The organism is Lacinutrix sp. Hel_I_90 (assembly GCF_000934685.1).
GTDB lineage: Bacteria > Bacteroidota > Bacteroidia > Flavobacteriales > Flavobacteriaceae > Lacinutrix.
On sequence record NZ_JYNQ01000001.1, the window covers coordinates 543,031 to 560,817 of the forward strand.

Annotated in this window: 15 protein-coding genes; 12 read left to right on the forward strand and 3 right to left on the reverse strand. The window is 32.0% G+C overall.

Annotated features, from left to right (window positions below; all coding sequences use genetic code 11):
* Positions 1-52: 52 nt before the first annotated feature.
* The 9 genes from GQ46_RS02355 to GQ46_RS02400 all read left to right on the forward strand — a co-directional run bounded on the left by GQ46_RS02355 (position 53) and on the right by GQ46_RS02400 (position 12,456).
* Positions 53-1,981, forward strand: coding sequence for a BatA and WFA domain-containing protein (locus GQ46_RS02355; protein ID WP_044398017.1), 1,929 nt, complete (start codon positions 53-55; stop codon positions 1,979-1,981).
* Entirely contained in the window at positions 1,978-3,228 is a 1,251-nt protein-coding gene (locus GQ46_RS02360; RefSeq protein WP_044398019.1) for a dihydroorotase family protein, read from the forward strand. Before GQ46_RS02355 ends, GQ46_RS02360 begins: the two co-directional genes overlap by 4 nt.
* A 3-nt stretch (positions 3,229-3,231) precedes the next feature.
* Positions 3,232-3,561, forward strand: coding sequence for a hypothetical protein (locus GQ46_RS02365; RefSeq protein WP_044398021.1), 330 nt, complete (start codon positions 3,232-3,234; stop codon positions 3,559-3,561).
* Positions 3,561-4,217: an alpha/beta hydrolase gene (locus GQ46_RS02370; RefSeq protein WP_044398024.1), complete on the forward strand. Its 657-nt coding sequence runs from the start codon at positions 3,561-3,563 to the stop codon at positions 4,215-4,217. The genes GQ46_RS02365 and GQ46_RS02370 overlap by 1 nt, the downstream gene beginning before the upstream one ends.
* Before the next feature lie 267 nt (positions 4,218-4,484).
* Positions 4,485-5,234 carry a hypothetical protein gene (locus tag GQ46_RS02375; protein ID WP_044398026.1) on the forward strand — a complete coding sequence of 250 codons (750 nt, stop codon included), beginning with the start codon at positions 4,485-4,487 and terminating at the stop codon, positions 5,232-5,234.
* 5 nt (positions 5,235-5,239) lie between these two features.
* Positions 5,240-7,969 carry a TonB-dependent receptor domain-containing protein gene (locus tag GQ46_RS02380; RefSeq protein WP_044398028.1) on the forward strand — a complete coding sequence of 910 codons (2,730 nt, stop codon included), beginning with the start codon at positions 5,240-5,242 and terminating at the stop codon, positions 7,967-7,969.
* Between the two features lie 5 nt (positions 7,970-7,974).
* Positions 7,975-9,225, forward strand: coding sequence for a DUF4249 domain-containing protein (locus GQ46_RS02385; protein WP_044398030.1), 1,251 nt, complete (start codon positions 7,975-7,977; stop codon positions 9,223-9,225).
* Positions 9,213-10,490 (forward strand): DUF4249 domain-containing protein, encoded by a 1,278-nt coding sequence (locus GQ46_RS02390; RefSeq protein ID WP_197077326.1) that lies wholly within the window; start codon positions 9,213-9,215, stop codon positions 10,488-10,490. The genes GQ46_RS02385 and GQ46_RS02390 overlap by 13 nt, the downstream gene beginning before the upstream one ends.
* 247 nt (positions 10,491-10,737) lie before the next feature.
* Positions 10,738-12,456 (forward strand): hypothetical protein, encoded by a 1,719-nt coding sequence (locus GQ46_RS02400; protein WP_044398037.1) that lies wholly within the window; start codon positions 10,738-10,740, stop codon positions 12,454-12,456.
* Positions 12,457-12,461: 5 nt separating this feature from the next.
* Here GQ46_RS02400 and GQ46_RS02405 read toward each other — a convergent pair whose 3' ends face one another.
* Entirely contained in the window at positions 12,462-12,899 is a 438-nt protein-coding gene (locus GQ46_RS02405) for a hydrolase (RefSeq protein ID WP_231567311.1), read from the reverse strand.
* An 85-nt stretch (positions 12,900-12,984) separates the two neighbouring features.
* Positions 12,985-13,755, reverse strand: coding sequence for an MBL fold metallo-hydrolase (locus GQ46_RS02410; protein WP_044398041.1), 771 nt, complete (start codon positions 13,753-13,755; stop codon positions 12,985-12,987).
* Between the two features lie 95 nt (positions 13,756-13,850).
* Here GQ46_RS02410 and GQ46_RS02415 point away from each other — a divergent pair, with 95 nt between their 5' ends.
* Positions 13,851-15,302 carry a hypothetical protein gene (locus tag GQ46_RS02415; RefSeq protein ID WP_044398043.1) on the forward strand — a complete coding sequence of 484 codons (1,452 nt, stop codon included), beginning with the start codon at positions 13,851-13,853 and terminating at the stop codon, positions 15,300-15,302.
* A gap of 132 nt (positions 15,303-15,434) precedes the next feature.
* Positions 15,435-16,553, forward strand: a complete 1,119-nt coding sequence (locus tag GQ46_RS02420; RefSeq protein ID WP_044398045.1) for a DUF2914 domain-containing protein — start codon at positions 15,435-15,437, stop codon at positions 16,551-16,553.
* A gap of 64 nt (positions 16,554-16,617) precedes the next feature.
* Here GQ46_RS02420 and bcp read toward each other — a convergent pair whose 3' ends face one another.
* Positions 16,618-17,076: a thioredoxin-dependent thiol peroxidase gene (gene bcp / locus GQ46_RS02425; protein ID WP_044398047.1), complete on the reverse strand. Its 459-nt coding sequence runs from the start codon at positions 17,074-17,076 to the stop codon at positions 16,618-16,620.
* 46 nt (positions 17,077-17,122) lie between these two features.
* On the opposite strand from bcp, the gene nth reads away from it, so the two are divergent.
* On the forward strand, positions 17,123-17,779 hold the full coding sequence (gene nth / locus GQ46_RS02430; RefSeq protein ID WP_044398050.1) for an endonuclease III: 657 nt from the start codon (positions 17,123-17,125) through the stop codon (positions 17,777-17,779).
* The last annotated feature ends 8 nt before the right edge of the window (positions 17,780-17,787 follow it).

The window sequence follows — 17,787 nt, forward strand, 5'->3', positions numbered from 1 at the left end:
AGCCATTCGTATTTAAGTTTAAGTTTTTATATTTGATTAATTAAAATGAACAATGCAGTTTAAACATCCAGAACTTCTTTACGGTCTATTCTTACTGCTAATCCCTATAATCATTCACTTGTTTCAGTTGCGTAAATTCCAAAAGGAATCCTTTACCAATGTTGCCTTTTTAAAACAAGTAACCTTACAAACGCGTAAAAGCTCGCAAATTAAAAAGTGGTTAACTTTATTTATAAGAATGGGTATTCTTGCGGCTATTGTTATTGCTTTTGCACAACCTTTTACTTCAAAAAACAAAATACTAAATAGCAAAAGTGAGACTGTTATTTATTTAGATAACTCCTTTAGCATGCAAGCCAAAGGAGAAAAAGGAGAACTTTTAAAACGTGCTGTACAAGATTTAATAAGTCATGTTCCAGAAGGTGAAAACATATCACTTATTACAAATGATAATATTTACCGAAAAACAAGCATAAAAGCAATGGCCAATGATTTGTTGCAAGTAAAGTATGCCCCAAATCAAATCCCTTATGAAGCTGCGCTCTTAAAAAGTAAAAAATATTTCTCAAAAAACAGAAATACGATTAAAAACTTAGTTTTTATAAGTGATTTTCAACAAAAAGAAACAGCTTTTAAAGTTTTAAATGATACGCTTATAGAAACGCATTTAGTGCAGCTAAAACCAATGAACACAAACAATGTAGCCATTGATAGTATTTATATTTCTAAGCGTAATGCTAATAATTTAGAACTTACCGTTTTATTAGAAAACAAGGGCTCTACAATAGAAAACTTACCTGTTTCCCTTTACAATGATGTCAATTTACTAAGTAAGACCTCTGTACGCATTGCAGATAAGGCCAATACCATATTTACACTACCCAATAATGTGCGTATTAATGGCACAATCACGATTGAAGATTCAGGTTTACAGTTTGATAACACCTTATTCTTTAATATTAATGAGACCACTAAAATTAATGTGCTGGCCATTAGTGAAGTGAGTGATTCTTTTTTAAAGCGTATTTATACTTCAAACGAATTTGAGTATAAAAACACCAAGCTTTCTCAACTAAATTATAGCGATATTACCAATCAGAATTTAATTGTTTTAAATGAATTACCAAGCATGCCTTCTTCTTTAAACACCGCATTAAAAGCCTTTACAAACAACGGTGGTGTTGTGATTTTGATTCCTTCAAAAATTAGTGATTTACAATCTTATAATTCATTTTTAAAGGACAATAATTTTAAACAATATCAAGCTATTTCTGATAGCGAAAAACGGCTGACCACGATTAATTATTCACACCCTATTTATAATGATGGTGTCTTTGAAAAACGGGTAACTAACTTTCAGTATCCAAAGAGCAATTCCTATTTTCCACAGGGTTTAGGAAATGCTTCTGCCGTTCTTCAGTTTGAAGATGGAAAGCCTTTTTTATCTGAAAAAAATAATCTGTTTGTTTTTACGTCTACTTTAAATACAAAGAACTCTAATTTTCAAGAAGTTAATTTAATAGTGCCTACTTTTTATAATATTTCCAAACAGAGTTTACAGCAGTCTAACTTGTTTTATACCATTGGTAAAGAAAACAACTTTGATATTGCTACAGCGTTACAGCAAGATGCTGTACTCACTTTAGTAAATGGCGACAAAAAAGTAATTCCGCAACAACACTATTTTAATAATAAAGTAACGATCACCACGAATGAAACTCCTGAAACAGCTGGAATATATCACGTTCAAAACAAAGCTGAAATCATACAAAACGTCAGTTATAATTACAATCGTGATGAGAGTACCTTAGTGTATCAGCAGTTTTCAAACATAGATAATAGTAGCATTTCAAACACCATCGAACAGGTTTTTGATACGATAAAAAATGATAATAAAGTGAATGCGCTATGGAAATGGTTTGTTATTTTTGCGCTAGCGCTTTTAATTATTGAAATGCTCATCTTAAAATATTTTAAATGAACGTACTCATAAAATCTGCAACCATCATTGATGCTAAGAGCGATTTTCATAATGCAACTCACGATATTTTAATCGAAAAAGGCGCTATTTCTAAAATAGCCAAAAGCATTAAAAACCCAAAAAACTATAAAGAAATAAAACTGGATAACCTGCATGTATCTCAAGGCTGGTTTGACAGTAGTGTATGTTTTGGAGAGCCTGGTTTTGAAGACCGGGAAACCATTATAAATGGATTAAAAACAGCGGCAAAATCAGGTTTTACATCAGTGGCGTTACAGGCTAATACTTGTCCAGTAATTGATTGTAATTCTGATGTGTCTTTCATTAAATCTAAAGCCCAACACCATGCGGTAAGCTTAATGCCAGTTGGGGCATTAACTAAAAATAGTGAAGGTGTTGCTTTAGCCGAACTTTTTGATATGCAAAATGCTGGTGCCGTGGCTTTTTCAGATTATAAAAGACCAATAATTAATCCCAATTTATTAAAGATTGCCTTACAATATGCTAGCAATTTTGGAGGATTGGTGTGCTCTTTTCCACAAGAAAATAAAATTGCAGGAAACGGCGTAATGAATGAGCACGTTACGAGTACTAACTTGGGTTTAAAAGGTAATCCTAATTTAGCCGAAGCTTTACAGGTCGCCAGAGACTTATATATATTAGAATATACTGGAGGGAAATTACACATTCCAACAATTTCAACAGTAGAAGCTGTAGATTTAATAAGAGCCGCTAAGCAAAAGAAGTTAGATATCACCTGTAGTGTAGCGATTCATAATTTATTTATGGATGATACGGAATTAAAAGAATTTGATACCCGTTTTAAGGTATTGCCGCCATTGCGAACTCAAAACGATATTGAAGCACTCATTGAAGGGGTAAATGACGGCACTATAGATATGGTAACCAGTGATCACAATCCATTAACGATTGAAGATAAAAAGATAGAGTTTGATTATGCTACTTATGGCACCATTGGTTTGGAAAGTGCTTTTGGCGCCTTGCAAAACCTATTTACCACGAAAAAAACGATTAAATTACTGACTAACGGTAAAGCACGGTTTTCGCTAGAAAACAGTATTATTAAAGAAGGTGCATTGGCTAATATGACCTTATTTAACCCTGATGGGAAATATACGTTTACAGCGGATAGAATAGTATCAAAATCTAAAAATAGCATCTTTTTAGATCGGGAATTAAAAGGAAAAGTATACGGCATTATAGCCAATAATAAAATAGAATTATAATTTATGAATCAACACACTATAGAGGAAGGCAAATCGTTAGCCATACTTAGTTATTTTACTTTTATAGGCACACTAATAGCGCTGTTTATGAATCTTGAACGGAAAAACCCTTTTACCAATTTTCATATTAGGCAAATGATAGGCTTAATTATCATGCTTATTGTTTCAAATGTAGTAGAGCGGTTTGTAAACAGTTGGGCTGGAACAATTTTATGGATTATCACATTCTCATGCTGGCTATATGCGTTAATCTATGCTATTAAAGGTGAAATGAAGCTTATTCCCGTATTAGGTGAAAAATTTCAAGAATGGTTTATAAATTTAGGTAACTAATGGCAGCATTATCTTTACACCACATCGTTCGCGAGTCTTCAATAAAAGAGAACGCCCCTTTACTCCTATTGTTTCATGGTTATGGCAGTGACGAAAACGACTTATTTTCTTTTGCTGAAGAATTGCCAGAAGAACTATTTATCATCTCTGTAAAAGCACCTTACGCCATGCAACCTTATGGTAACGCTTGGTATGCTATAAACTTTGATGCCGATAAAGGTAAATGGAGCGATAACGTGCAAGCAAAAGAGTCTCGTGATAAGATTGCCCGTTTTATAGATGAGGCGCTCGCAAATTACCCTGTTGATAAAGACAACGTTTCTTTATTAGGATTTAGCCAAGGCACCATTTTAAGCTATGCTGTCGCACTCAGCTATCCGGAAAAAATTAAAAATGTTATTGCTTTAAGCGGGTACATAAATACAGACTTATTTGAAGTACAGGCTAAAGAAAAATACACCCATTTAAATTTCTATTGTTCACATGGTTCTGTAGATCAGGTTATTCCGGTTGATTGGGCAAGACAAGCACCAAAATTTTTAGAGTCTTTAGATATTAAATACCAATACAGCGAATTCCCCGTTGGTCATGGTGTTGCACCGCAAAATTTTTACGAATTAAGAGATTGGCTAAAGAATAGACTAAAAATTAAATAATTTTTATAGTCGTTAAGTGTTAATTAGGTAATAATTAAGTTTTTTTAACTAAAAATCAGTTTGAATACAATTTTTAAGTAACTTCGGTAGTGCTAATGATGTTGTTTCTCCCCAGAAAACCTTTTTTTAGAGGTGATCTATTATTTTTTTTTGAATAGGTATTTTGAGTATATAATTTACTTTATGCATTAAAATGTTTCAACAAAAATAAGCGAGTACAGTATTTTACTAGTTTGCTTATTAATAAGTGCTAACCGCTATTAACCAATGAAGAAACCAAAATCTACCCTTTTAAAAACAAGTCTATTTATTACTTTCTTAGTCACAACTGTAACCTTTACTAAGGCACAAGAAAATAATAAAGAGAATCTTGAAATTTTTGACAAGATAATTGGTCCTGAGAATACAAAGCTATACAATGGCAAACGCTATTATAACCTCTATAAATCTACTTTAAATAATCATAATTTTTTTAAGCAACCTAACTATCAAAAGGGTGACGTGTTTTATGACGGACAATATTTTATAAATGTTGACCTTAAATATGATTTATTTGTTGATAAATTAATATTCAAGCCAGTTGGTGAGAAAAGCTATTTAAATATAGAGCTTATTAAGAACAAGATAGATTCCTTTAGTTTTCAAAATCATAAGTTTATTAATTCAGCAATTTTACAAGAAAATGAAGACTTCCTTTCCGGTTTCCTCGAAGTTATATATACCTCTCCGTTAATGCAATTGTATGCTAAAAGAAGGAAAACTGTTTCTGAAAGAATAAAACAAACACGATTAACTTATACATTCTATACAGAAGATCTTTATTTTTTATCCTATAACAGTATTTTGTATGAAATAAATAGCTCAAAAGATTTTGGAAAAATATTTCTAACCCTACGTAAAGAAATAAAAAAGACGAGTAAAGAAAATAAAGAAAGATTCAGAAATAATGATGAAGACTTGTACCTCTACCTAATTACTTTTATCAACTTCAGGCTAAATACCAATAAAGCTAACTAAACTTTATGAAGAAACTTTTTATTTACACTTTATTGCTACTTTCTACTTATGCAATGCATGCACAAAATGATGTTGTTACAGTTACATTTGAAAATATTAGTTTAAAACAAGCTTTATTATCATTAGAAGAAAAAACAAATCTGCCTTTTTATTATCTAGACCAATGGCTGGATGATGATAAAATATCCAAAACCTATTCTAATAAATCCTTAGAGTCTATTCTTAATGATTTATTCGAGAATCGCTCTATAAACTTTCTTATTTATGACAATAAAGTTATTTTAACAAATAGCAGCATGGTTTTTAAATCATTACCTGCGGATTTTTTTAAAGATGGAGAGCCTAATCATGCTTCAGAAAATGAAAGCGTTTTTTATAATGAATATAATAACAGAAATTTAGTTACCATTGGTAAACAAGATGAGAATTCTTTTAAAAACGAAGTTATAGTATCTGGATTAGTTATTAATGAAATCACTGGTGAGCCTATACAGGGTGTAGCAATAATTGCAGAAAAAATAAACAGAAATACTACTACAAATGAGAATGGTCGTTTTTCTATTAGACTTCCTGTAGGACTTAATAGTATAGAAGCGAAACTTTTAGGTTATACCGGATTTTCAAAACAGCTTTTGGTATATAGCGCGGGTTTTTTTAAATTTTATCTGGCAGAAGCTACAGAGACTTTAGAAGAAGTTGTTTTAGAGTCTAAAGCTAATAACAATGTTAAAGAAGCTGTGGTTGGTGTTACCTCTATTGATATAGAAGGATTAAAAACAGTTCCTGTAATTTTAGGAGAACGAGATATTTTAAAGGTAGCTACTACACTTCCTGGTATAAAAACTGCTGGTGAAGGCTCAGCTGGTTTTAATGTTCGTGGTGGTCGTGCAGATCAAAATCTCATTCTCTTAGACGATGCTGTTATCTATAGTCCCTCACATTTTTTAGGCTTCTTTTCTGCTATTAACCCTTTTGTAACTGGATCACTGGATATATATAAAGCCAGTATTCCTGCAGAATTTGGTGGTAGACTTTCTTCTGTATTCGATATTAAGTCTAAAGAGCCAAATTATGAAAAATTCTCAGGAGAAGGGGCTATTGGACCAATTACTGGTAGTTTAAGCATACAAACACCAATTAAAAAAGATGAAATAGCGCTTACAGCTGCAGCAAGGGCAACCTATTCAAATTGGATTTTAAGATCGCTTGACGAAGAATCCCTTAAAAACAGTCAAGCTTCTTTTTACGATGGATTAGTAAAATACAATCATAAAATTAATGATAATAATAAATTTCAGGCCACCGGATACTTTAGCAAAGATAAATTTAGTATCACCTCAGATTCTATTTTTAGTTACAACAATGCTTTAGCCTCATTAAAATGGAACCATAATTTTAAAAATGAAAAACATCAAAGTGAAGTAATCGCAGTAAACAGTCAATACAAATATGGTATTGGTTACGATGGCGAATCTAATAGTAATTTTGAATTTGATTACAAGATTAACGAAACGCAACTTAAACTAAATTTAAAATATTTCCATAGTGATAAACATAAATTCGACTATGGAATTAGCACAAAACTGTATCAGGTTGAGCCTGGGAACATAAAACCATTGGGGGATAATTCTATAATTATTTCTAAGAATTTAAATAAAGAAAAAGGTTTAGAATCGGCCGTTTTTGTGTCAGATTTATTTGAAGTTAATGATAAATTACTTTTCAATATTGGTTTGCGTTATTCCAGATTTTCAGCCCTTGGACCAAGCACTCAAAATACTTATGAAGCAGGACAACCAAGAGATGAATCGACTATTTCCGCTGTGAATACTTATGGTAATTACGAAAGTATAAAGAACTACGGCGGCTTGGAATACAGGATGTCACTGCGCTACCTATTAACAGAAAGTTTATCTGTAAAAGCCAGTTACAACAAAACCATACAGTACATTCATTTACTCTCTAACAATACAACCATTTCTCCAACAGACACTTGGAAGCTTTCAGATTTAAATACCAAGCCTCAACGTGCTAATCAGTACTCCTTAGGTTTTTATAAGAACTTTAATCAAAGTGATATTGAAATTAGCGTAGAAGGCTACTACAAAACAATGAAGGACATTTTAGACTATAAGATTGGCGCCGAATTAATTTTAAATGAAACTCTAGAGCAGGAATTACTTCAAGGAGAAGGTAAAGCTTACGGTGTTGAACTATTACTAAAAAAGAAAAAAGGACCTCTAAATGGATGGATAGGTTACAGCTATTCCAGAGCGCTATTGAAATTAAAAAGTGATATTCCGCAGGAACAAATAAATAACGGCGACTTTTTTCCTGCAAATTACGACAAACCGCACGATTTTAGCGTAGTTGCTAATTATAGAATAACAAAACGCTATAGCCTATCTACTAACTTTATTTATCAAACAGGGAGACCTATCACTTATCCTGTTGGGAAATTTGTATTTGCAGATAGCGAACAGGTATTATATAGCGACAGAAACCAATTTCGTATTCCTGATTACTATCGTTTAGATGTAGGCTTTAATATTGAAGGCACTCATAAACTTAAAAAACTAGCGCATAGTTTCTGGAATATTTCGGTATACAACGTGCTTGGGCGAAACAATCCATATTCTGTTTTTTTTGTAAATAATGATGGCAAAATTCAAGCCTTTAAAACATCCATTTTTGCTATTCCAGTGCCAACGATAACTTATAATTTTAAATTTTAGAAATTATGAAAAGAATCATAAAACATATCTTTATTTGCTTCTTTTTATTTAGTTTAAGTTGCAAAGAAGAATTCATAATTGAAACTCAAGATTTCGAGAGTGTTTTGGTTGTAGAAGCTACGATTACTAATGAATTAAAATATCAAGAAGTAAAGTTATCGAGAACTTTTTTACTTGAGCAAAACGAACAGATTATTGAAAATAATGCAGATATTAAAGTTGTTGATGACACTGGTAATAGTTATAATTTTTCACAAGATGATAACGGAACTTATATATCTGAAATAGAATTTGAAGCTGTTGAAAATAAAGAATACACATTAATAATAAATACAAGTAATGGGAAAACATACAATTCGACAGTTCAAACATTAACATCTATATCTCAAATAGATAATTTATATGCTGAATTTGTTAATGATGACGTAAATGGACCTGGAGTTCAGGTTTTTGTAGATAGTAATAATAGCAATAGTGATGCTAAATATTTTAGATACGAATATGAAGAAACATATCAAATAATAGCACCTTACTACTTTGCGCTTCAGGCGGTCTTTTCAAATTATGTCTATTTTCCTGAGACAGGTAGTGCTTCTTTTGATGTAGATATAATTGCCAGAACCCAAGAAGAAGAAACATGTTATAAAACCTATCGTAGTCAAAATATATTACTGGCAACGACTAATAATTTAAACGAAAACATTGTGCAACGTTTTCCAATTCGTTTCATTAGAGAACATCCTGGCGCAGAGCAAATAGGTGTAATCATAGATGAATTTAAGAGAATTAACGATGTTAGTATATTAAGAGATCGATACAGTATTATTGTTAGTCAATATGTCCAAAACATAGCATCGCACACGTACTATGAAAAAATCAATACATTAGGTAATAATGAAGATATATTATTCGAAAACCAACCAGGGTATATAAATGGGAACATAAAAGGCGCTGATGAAAATGAAAAAATAGTTGGCTTTTTTAGTGTGTCATCAGTTTCAAAAAAGCGTATATTTTTTAATTATGTTGATGTTAATATCCCAAAACCAGAATATATATACCAGTGTGATGTACGTAATCTGGATTTTGATACCTATAAAAACGATATTTACAGACTCATCAATAGTTTTCAGGATTATAATATGAATTATCAAATTACCGATTATCCTGGACAAAGTTGGATGATTGCTAATCCCGAATGTACCGATTGTACTGCGGTAGGTTCCAACATACAACCAGATTTTTGGATAGATTAATTATGATGTTATACAGAAAAATAAAAGTGATTTCAGTATTGTTGATACTTATTGTATTTAACTGTACTGAAGAATTTGCCATTGAAACTAAAGATTTCGAAAGTGTTTTAGTTGTTGAAGCGACGATTACCAATGAATTTAAACACCAGAAAATAAAGTTATCCAGAACAAGTTTACTTGAAGCGAGTGAACAAGTCTTAGAAAATAATGCAGACATTAAAGTGATAGACAATCTTGGGAATACCTTTACTTTTTCTCAGAATGAAGCAGGTGTATATATCTCAAATACAGAGTTTGAAGCAGTACCAGAGAACATTTATAATTTACACATTACCACTAGTGCAGGTAAAGAATATACATCTACAAACACGAAGCTTACAGCTGTTTCACAAATAGATAATATATATCCGGAATATGTTAATGATGATAACAAAGGACCTGGAGTCCAAATCTTACTTGACAGCCAAAATAATGATGCTGCATCAAAATATTTTAGATATGAATATGAAGAAACCTATAAACTTATTGTGCCTTTAAATTATTCTTATGGCGTTTCGTTTTCAAACTATACTGTATTCACAGATCAAAATTGCGGTATTAAGGTGTTTTATGACGTAGATATCTTTTTAAAAGAACAAGAAGAGCAAACCTGTTTTAGTACAAATAGAAATTTGGAAATTATACAAACCTCTACCACTAATTTAAATGAAAATAACATTTCACGATTACCCATTCGTTTTCTTGCTGCTGATAATGGATTAGGAATTATAGATACTAGCGTATTAAGAGATAGATATTCGATAAATGTTAGGCAATATGTACAAAGTTTAGAAGCTTATACTTACTATAAAATAATTGCTCAATTGGGAAATAATGAAAGTATTTTATCTGGAAGTCAGCCTGGTTTTGTACAAGGGAATTTAGTTTCTGGAGCTAATGACAGTGAACGTATTGTTGGTTTCTTTGAAGTATCATCAGTATCTGAAAAAAGAATCTTTTTTGATTATACAGATGTTAATATTCCTCTTCCAGAATATTTATATGACTGTGACCAACAAATACTCGATTTTAATGACAATGTCGACTTCCCTTGTGAAGAACTTGATGCTAACGAAAGAAATCTTTTATATATTTTAGTTACAAGAGAAAATTATAAACTGTTTAATTATGACGAGTTTAGTGGTCTTTATTCAATTGCAAAACAAGAATGCGTAAACTGTACCAGTGCGGGTAACAATATACAACCAGATTTCTGGATAGATTAACTATGCTACTTTACAGAAATATAAAGTCTATTTCAATACTGGTAATACTTTTTGTATTTAATTGTATAGAAGAACTTACCTTAGAAACTAAAGATTTTGAAAGTGTTTTGGTTCTAAAAGCCACCATTACAAATGAGTTAAAGTATGTTTCACATTCTAATTCTGGATATAAAATTGTAAGACCAGAGTGTGGCAATTGCACATCGTTTTCATCACATATACAGCCAGTTTTTTGGCAAGATTAATTATGAAAAAAATAACCATATTATTATTTACGTTTCTATTCTCTTATACTATTAATGGGCAGATAGAACAAGCTACAACAAATGTTAATCAGCTATCATTAATCCCTAACGAGCATGCTGTTCTGCATACCAATACAGAGCTTGTTTTAGTTGGTGAGTATTTGTATTACAAGCTATTTATTTTTAGTGAAGATAAACCAAGTAGTATAAGTCAAATAGCGTATGTAGAATTGATAGATGCAGACAATACTGCAATTATCAAACACGAATTACAAATTAAAAATAATAGTGCCAATAATAATATTTTCATTCCTTCAGAACTAAAAACTGGTAATTACAAATTATTAGCTTATACAAATTGGTCAAAGAACGATACTAAAAGAGGTCTCTTTGTAAAGGATATTTGTGTTGTTAATCCATTCTCTTCAACTTTTCAAAGCCTTAAGGACTCCTCAAAAACAATCAATATAATCAAAGCTAATGCATTGAACCAAAAGCATTCAAAAAACGACAATGTTACCATAAAAACTTCAAAGAAAAATTACAGTACTAGAGAAGTTTTAACTCTGGATATTTTAGGCAACGATAAAATTAAGAATGGAAATTATAGTCTTTCTATTAAAAAATTGGATTCTATTATAATCGAAAATAATTCGTCTCAAGCCTATGCATTTCCAGATACCTCTAGTAGTATTTATATTCCTGAAATGAGAGGTAAACTTATAGTGGGAAAATTGAGTAATTTAAAGGATAAATCTGATGTAAATAATAAAAGTGTAGCACTTTCCATTGCAAATAAAAACTACATTTTTAAAATAGCGCAAACCAATGCATCCGGGCAATTTTTTTTCAATATTGATAGTGTATTAAACGATCAGGAGATAACATTACAGGTAGTTGAAGAGAATAATGCCGATTTTAAAATAGAATTAAGTAATACTGAAACTACAAACTATAAGGATTTGGTCTTTAAAGATCTTGATATCGATAGTGGGCTAAAACATGCTCTGGAACAAAGAAATATTAAAACGCAAATAGAAAATGCTTATTTTGAAAACAAACCGGTTAACATTCGAGAAAAAGTAAAGTCTGATCCATTTTTCTATAACACAGGTCGTACTTATATTCTAGATGATTATACAAGGTTTAAAACCGTTAGAGAAACATTTATAGAGCTTATTCCCGAAGCTGGTTTAAGAAAAGAAGCAGATAATTACCGCATAATAGTCTATGAAGATGATGCCGCACGAGAGAACAATACATTAACAAACTTAAAACCATTAATAGTTGTAGATGGATTGATGATACAAGATAATAATGACTTAGTCAATTATAACCCTAAAAAAATAGAATCTATTACTATAGTAAAAGGGAATTATATTTATGGTGCAAATTTATTTCAAGGAGTTATAGCTGTATCAACTTTTTTACAAGATTTTAAAACATCGTCTAAAGGTGATTTCATTATCAATACAAATTTAAATATTTATAAAAACACCAAAATTTATTATCAACCAGACTATGAAGACACAGATAAATTAAAATACGTTCCAGATTACAGACAACAGTTGCTTTGGGACCCAAATGTAACCTTAGCATCTAATTCTGAAACCTTTAAAACTTACACCTCTGATGACAAAGGCACCTATGAAATAATATTTGAAGGTTATACGAAGGACGGAGAATATATAAACGCTAATCAGTACTTTGAGGTTGATTAATATACTCATAACGGATACAAGAAAGACTCAACAACTTTGTACTTCAAATCGCCTTTATCATCAATTTCATACGTTAAAAAAAGCTCGCCTTCAAATTGGCCGTCTGTAAAATCGGCAATAATCCATTTATGATTTAAAATACGCACAATATTTATTTGCATTCTATTGCCTTCACTCGAACCATAAGGCACTAAAGGATGTTCTTCTCCTTTAAACTCGTTTTGAGTATACAAACCATCTTGAATGGCTGGAAGTAGCTTAGACATGTCGTAACCTCTATCGGCAAAATAGAAATAGGATTTTTCATTACTATCAAAATTAAAATAAGACAAATCTGTAATCTCTTGATTTAATTGAAGTATAGAATCTTGATATTTCTTAATCTGTAGTTCTGTATTAGCAACCTTTTTATTACTGTCGTCAAATATTTTCTTCGAATTCATATACTGAAAGATTAACAGCAATAAAGAAAAAATAAATAAATACATAAATATGCGACTCTTCATAAGTATAATTTTTAAAATAAAGTTAATGATTTGGAATTTGAATAGTTAATTGATCGTACGCTAAAAAAACGTTTTTTGGTAAATGTTGTTGTACTTCATCGTGAAACCCTAATTGATGACTAATATGCGTTAAATAAGCGCGTTTAGGTTTAAGTCTTTTAATAAGAGCGAGTGCTTCAGCCAGATTAAAATGCGAAATATGTGTTTCTTCTCTCAGCGCATTCAATACTAAAACATCTAAATGTTTAAGTTTTTCTATTTCAGGCTCTGCAATCGTCTTCATATCTGTGAGGTAGGCAAAATCACCAAATCTAAAGCCAAATACTTGTAATTTATGATGAAATCCTTCAATAGGAATGACTTCTTGATCTTTAAGTGTGAACACCTCATTTTTAATGGTGTGAGACCTAACACTAGGCGCGCCTGGATATTTGTTTTCTGTAGTAAATATATAGTCGAAACGTTTTCGCAACTCTCCTAAAACACGACTGTGCGCATAAATATCAATATCACCTTGTCTAAAAAAGAATGGTCTAATATCATCAAGTCCAGCGGTATGGTCTGCATGTTCATGCGTAAATAAAACACCATCTAATTTTGTACAATTGGCACGTAGCATCTGCTGTCTAAAATCTGGACCACAATCAATGACAAAAACATAGCCATTCCATTCGATTAAAACTGAAACACGTAGCCGTTTATCTTTCGGATTATTACTTAAGCAAACGGGATGTGTACTCCCAATAACGGGAATACCTTGCGAAGTTCCTGTGCCTAAAAAAGTGATTTTCAAGAGAGAAATTGTTTCTCACAAAAATAAGTTATTTTTTTTGTTTGCTACACTTATTTGATACCTTTGTCGGTAACACAAATCATTGCCTATTTATTATGGAAATCACGCTAAGAGGAGATAAAGACATAGAAACTATTCCGTCGTTAAAAGATAAAGCATTACGTATTAATCTAAACGAAAATATATACGGAACGTTTTCTGAAATAGGTGCTGGACAAGAAACTGTGCGCCAGTTTTTTAGAGCAGGTGGTGGTTCTGGAACTATTGCAAAGGCGATGTCTGCTTACGATAAAGACTTTAGTGATGCTATTTATGGGATTGAAAATGATAAACGTTATGTAACAGAGGCGCGATTACGTAAGATGTTAGATCATGAAATAAATTTAATCGAACAGCGTATAACACGTGACAAGCATCCTCATAAAATGTTTTTTAGCTACGCCAATACTGTAGCGACTATAGATTTTGCTAAAAAATACAAAGGGCATGGATGGGTAGGTATAAAATATCAGGTTGATCCAGAACAGGAGTATAATGAAATTGTACTGCATATTCGTTTTAAAGAAAATGATGCTCGCTTACAACAAGAAACGCTAGGAAAGCTGGGTACAAACCTTATTTATGGTGCTTTTTATAAGTACAATACGCCCAGAAAGTTACTGCGTTATCTCTATGATCATTTAGACAAAGATCAATTAGAAATTGATACCATCAATTTCTCAGGTCCAGTTTTTGCAGAAGTTGATAACCGCTTAATGAGTTTGCAACTGGTTAAAAATGGAATGACAGATGCAGTCATGTTCGCACCAGACGGAAACAACGTACTCCCAGCACGTGTATTGTACAAGCGAAATATATTAGCACTTCGCGGAAGTTTTAGACCTGTAACTAAAGTAAATATGGACATGTATGAGAAATCCTTAGACATGTTTTTAAAAGAAAATAAAGTAGACGAAGACCAAACACAGGTTATTTTTGAAATTACCTTATCTAATCTTCGTGCTGAAGGAGAAATAGATGAGCAGGATTTTATGGATAGAGCAAAACTGTTGTGTTCACTTGGTCAAACCGTTTTGATTTCAAATTTCCAGGAATACTATAAACTAGTGGAATACTTCTCGCAATACACTAAAGCAAGAATGGCCTTGGCAATGGGCGTTAATAATTTAGTAGATATTTTTGATGAAAAATACTACCGCCATTTAAGTGGAGGTATTTTAGAAGCCTTTGGTAAATTGTTTTTTAAAGATTTACGTGTGTATCTATACCCAGTGGAAAATGAAGATGGTACATTAACCACCAGCGACAATTTAAAGGTACACCCAAGAATGAAAGAATTATACAAATTCTTTAAATATAATGGAAAAGTAATCGATATTACAGACTACGATCCAACAACACTCAATGTATTCTCTCGAAAAGTATTAAGTATGATTGCCTCTGGTGAAGAAGGTTGGCAAAGTATGCTGCCGGAAGGTGTATCTAGCTTAATTATGGAAAAGAGTTTGTTTGGTTATGAAACTGAAGAAATTCACAAGCGCGAATAGCATTTGTTTTATTTTCTCCAATAAAATTATGTATTATAGCTAATTATCGGGCTATTTCTGATTTGTAATGCTTAAACAACAAATGACAAATAGATTCATTTATTTTGTATCAAAACACCTCTATAAAATAATATGAATAGAACATTAGCCCAATCTAAAAACAGTAAGCTTAAAAACTTCGTGTCTCGGCATAAAAAATATATGCCTATCATTTTTTTTATCGCTGGTTTTGTTTTTGACACCCTGACTCTTGGACGCATTGATCGCACGTACGACATTGTTGTGTTATGCCTTCACATGACCGCGCTTACAATTACTATTTATCTCTATAACTTAGCTGATGATGGTAGGTGGGAAAACACTTTACTTGGTCGTTATGAAACATATCTGCCTTTAGCCATTCAGTTTTTCTTTGGTGGGCTTTCAAGTGCCTATGTTATTTATTTTTCAAGAAGTGTTTCACTTTCTAAAACAATAGCCTTCTTTATCATTTTAGTCGCTTTACTCTTTGCTAATGAATTTCTAAAAAAAAGAATCTCTAATAAATACCTACAGTTTAGTGTCTACTTTTTTATAAGCTTCACCTTTTTTGCTTTCATGATACCGGTTTTGATCAAAGAAATGAGTACTACTATTTTCATTTTTTCAGGTTTAGTGAGTTTAGTTTGCACACTCCTTTTAATTAGTATTATTTACGGGGTAAGTCCGAGCACACGAGCAGAAATAAGCCTGGGTAAACTAATAGGACTTGTTTTTTCTATCTATCTTTTAATCAATACCTTTTATGTTTTTAATCTTATCCCTCCTGTTCCTCTAGCTATGGATACTGGTATTGTAGCACATAATATTGAAATGGAAGGCAATAATTACATGGTTACCTATGAAACAGATGAATGGTATATTTTCTGGAGAAGTCACAAGCTAAAATTCATGCATCAACCCAACGAAAACGTCTATGTTTTTTCATCAGTTTTTGCACCAACAGATTTGAATAAAAACATATTACATCGCTGGAATTGGTATAACGATACCAATAAAGAATGGGAGATTGTTGAAGATATCGGCTATAACATTACCGGAGGACGAGATGGCGGATTTCGGGGTTATACTTTTAAAAACAATATAAAACCAGGCTTATGGAAGGTTCAAGTCATCACAGAAGAAGAAGAACTAGTGCTAGGCGTTATAGATTTTGAACTTATCTCCAACACAGCTGCTAAACGTATAACATTGGTTGAAAAAGCATTCTAAACGAAAGCACCAGGGTTCAGTTAATCCACTATCTGAAATATTTCAAAAAACCAGTAAGCTAATTCTAAATCAAATCTAATATTTGAGCCGCGTGGTCCTTAGTTTTAACTTTATCAATGACATGAGCTACCACCCCCTTTTCATCAATTAAAAACGTTTTACGGTGAATGCCATCAAAGGTTCTACCCATAAACTTTTTTTCTCCCCAAACCCCAAAAGCTTCAATAACTTCTTTATCTGTATCAGCCAATAAAGGATAAGGAAACTTAAACTTATTTTTAAAGTTAGCCTGTTTTTTTTCAGTGTCAGCACTTACACCCAAAATAGAATACCCCTGATCTTGTAAGGCTTTATAATTATCACTTAAATTGCAAGCCTCTGCTGTACAACCAGGAGTATTTGCTTTAGGGTAAAAGAATACCACTAATTTTTTTCCATTATAGTCACTTAAAGATATGGCATTCCCATCTTGATCATTAACAGTAAAATTTGGAACTTTATCGCCTTGTTTTAATGTATTCATAGTTGTAATTTTGAATTAAATTCGTGTCCCTTCAAAAATACAACTAATGACCAAGCAAGAAAAGGTAGATTTTGTTATAAATACGTTAAATACGCTCTATCCACAAATTCCTATTCCATTAGACCATAAAGACCCTTATACTTTATTGATTGCTGTTTTGCTTTCTGCACAATGTACAGATGTACGCGTGAACAAGATTACACCTTTATTATTTGCAAAAGCAGATAATCCCTACGACATGGTTAAAATGAGTGTTGATGAAATAAAAGACATCATAAGGCCTTGTGGATTATCACCAATGAAAAGTAAAGGCATTCATGGTCTATCTCATATTTTATTAGACAAGCATGATGGAGAAGTACCACAAAGTTTTGAAGCTTTAGAAGCTTTACCTGCCGTTGGCCATAAAACGGCAAGTGTTGTAATGTCACAAGCTTTTGATATTCCTGCATTTCCTGTAGATACGCACATTCACAGACTCATGTACCGCTGGAGTTTAACCAATGGAAAAAGCGTGACGCAAACCGAAAAAGATGCAAAACGTTTATTTCCAGAAGAAATATGGAACGATTTACACCTGCAAATTATTTGGTATGGAAGAGAGTACTCTCCAGCGCGTGGTTGGGATTTAGACAAAGACATCATAACAAAAACTATTGGAAGAGCTTCTGTTTTGAAAGCCTATGAAAAATTAAAGAAATAGTTTTTTGA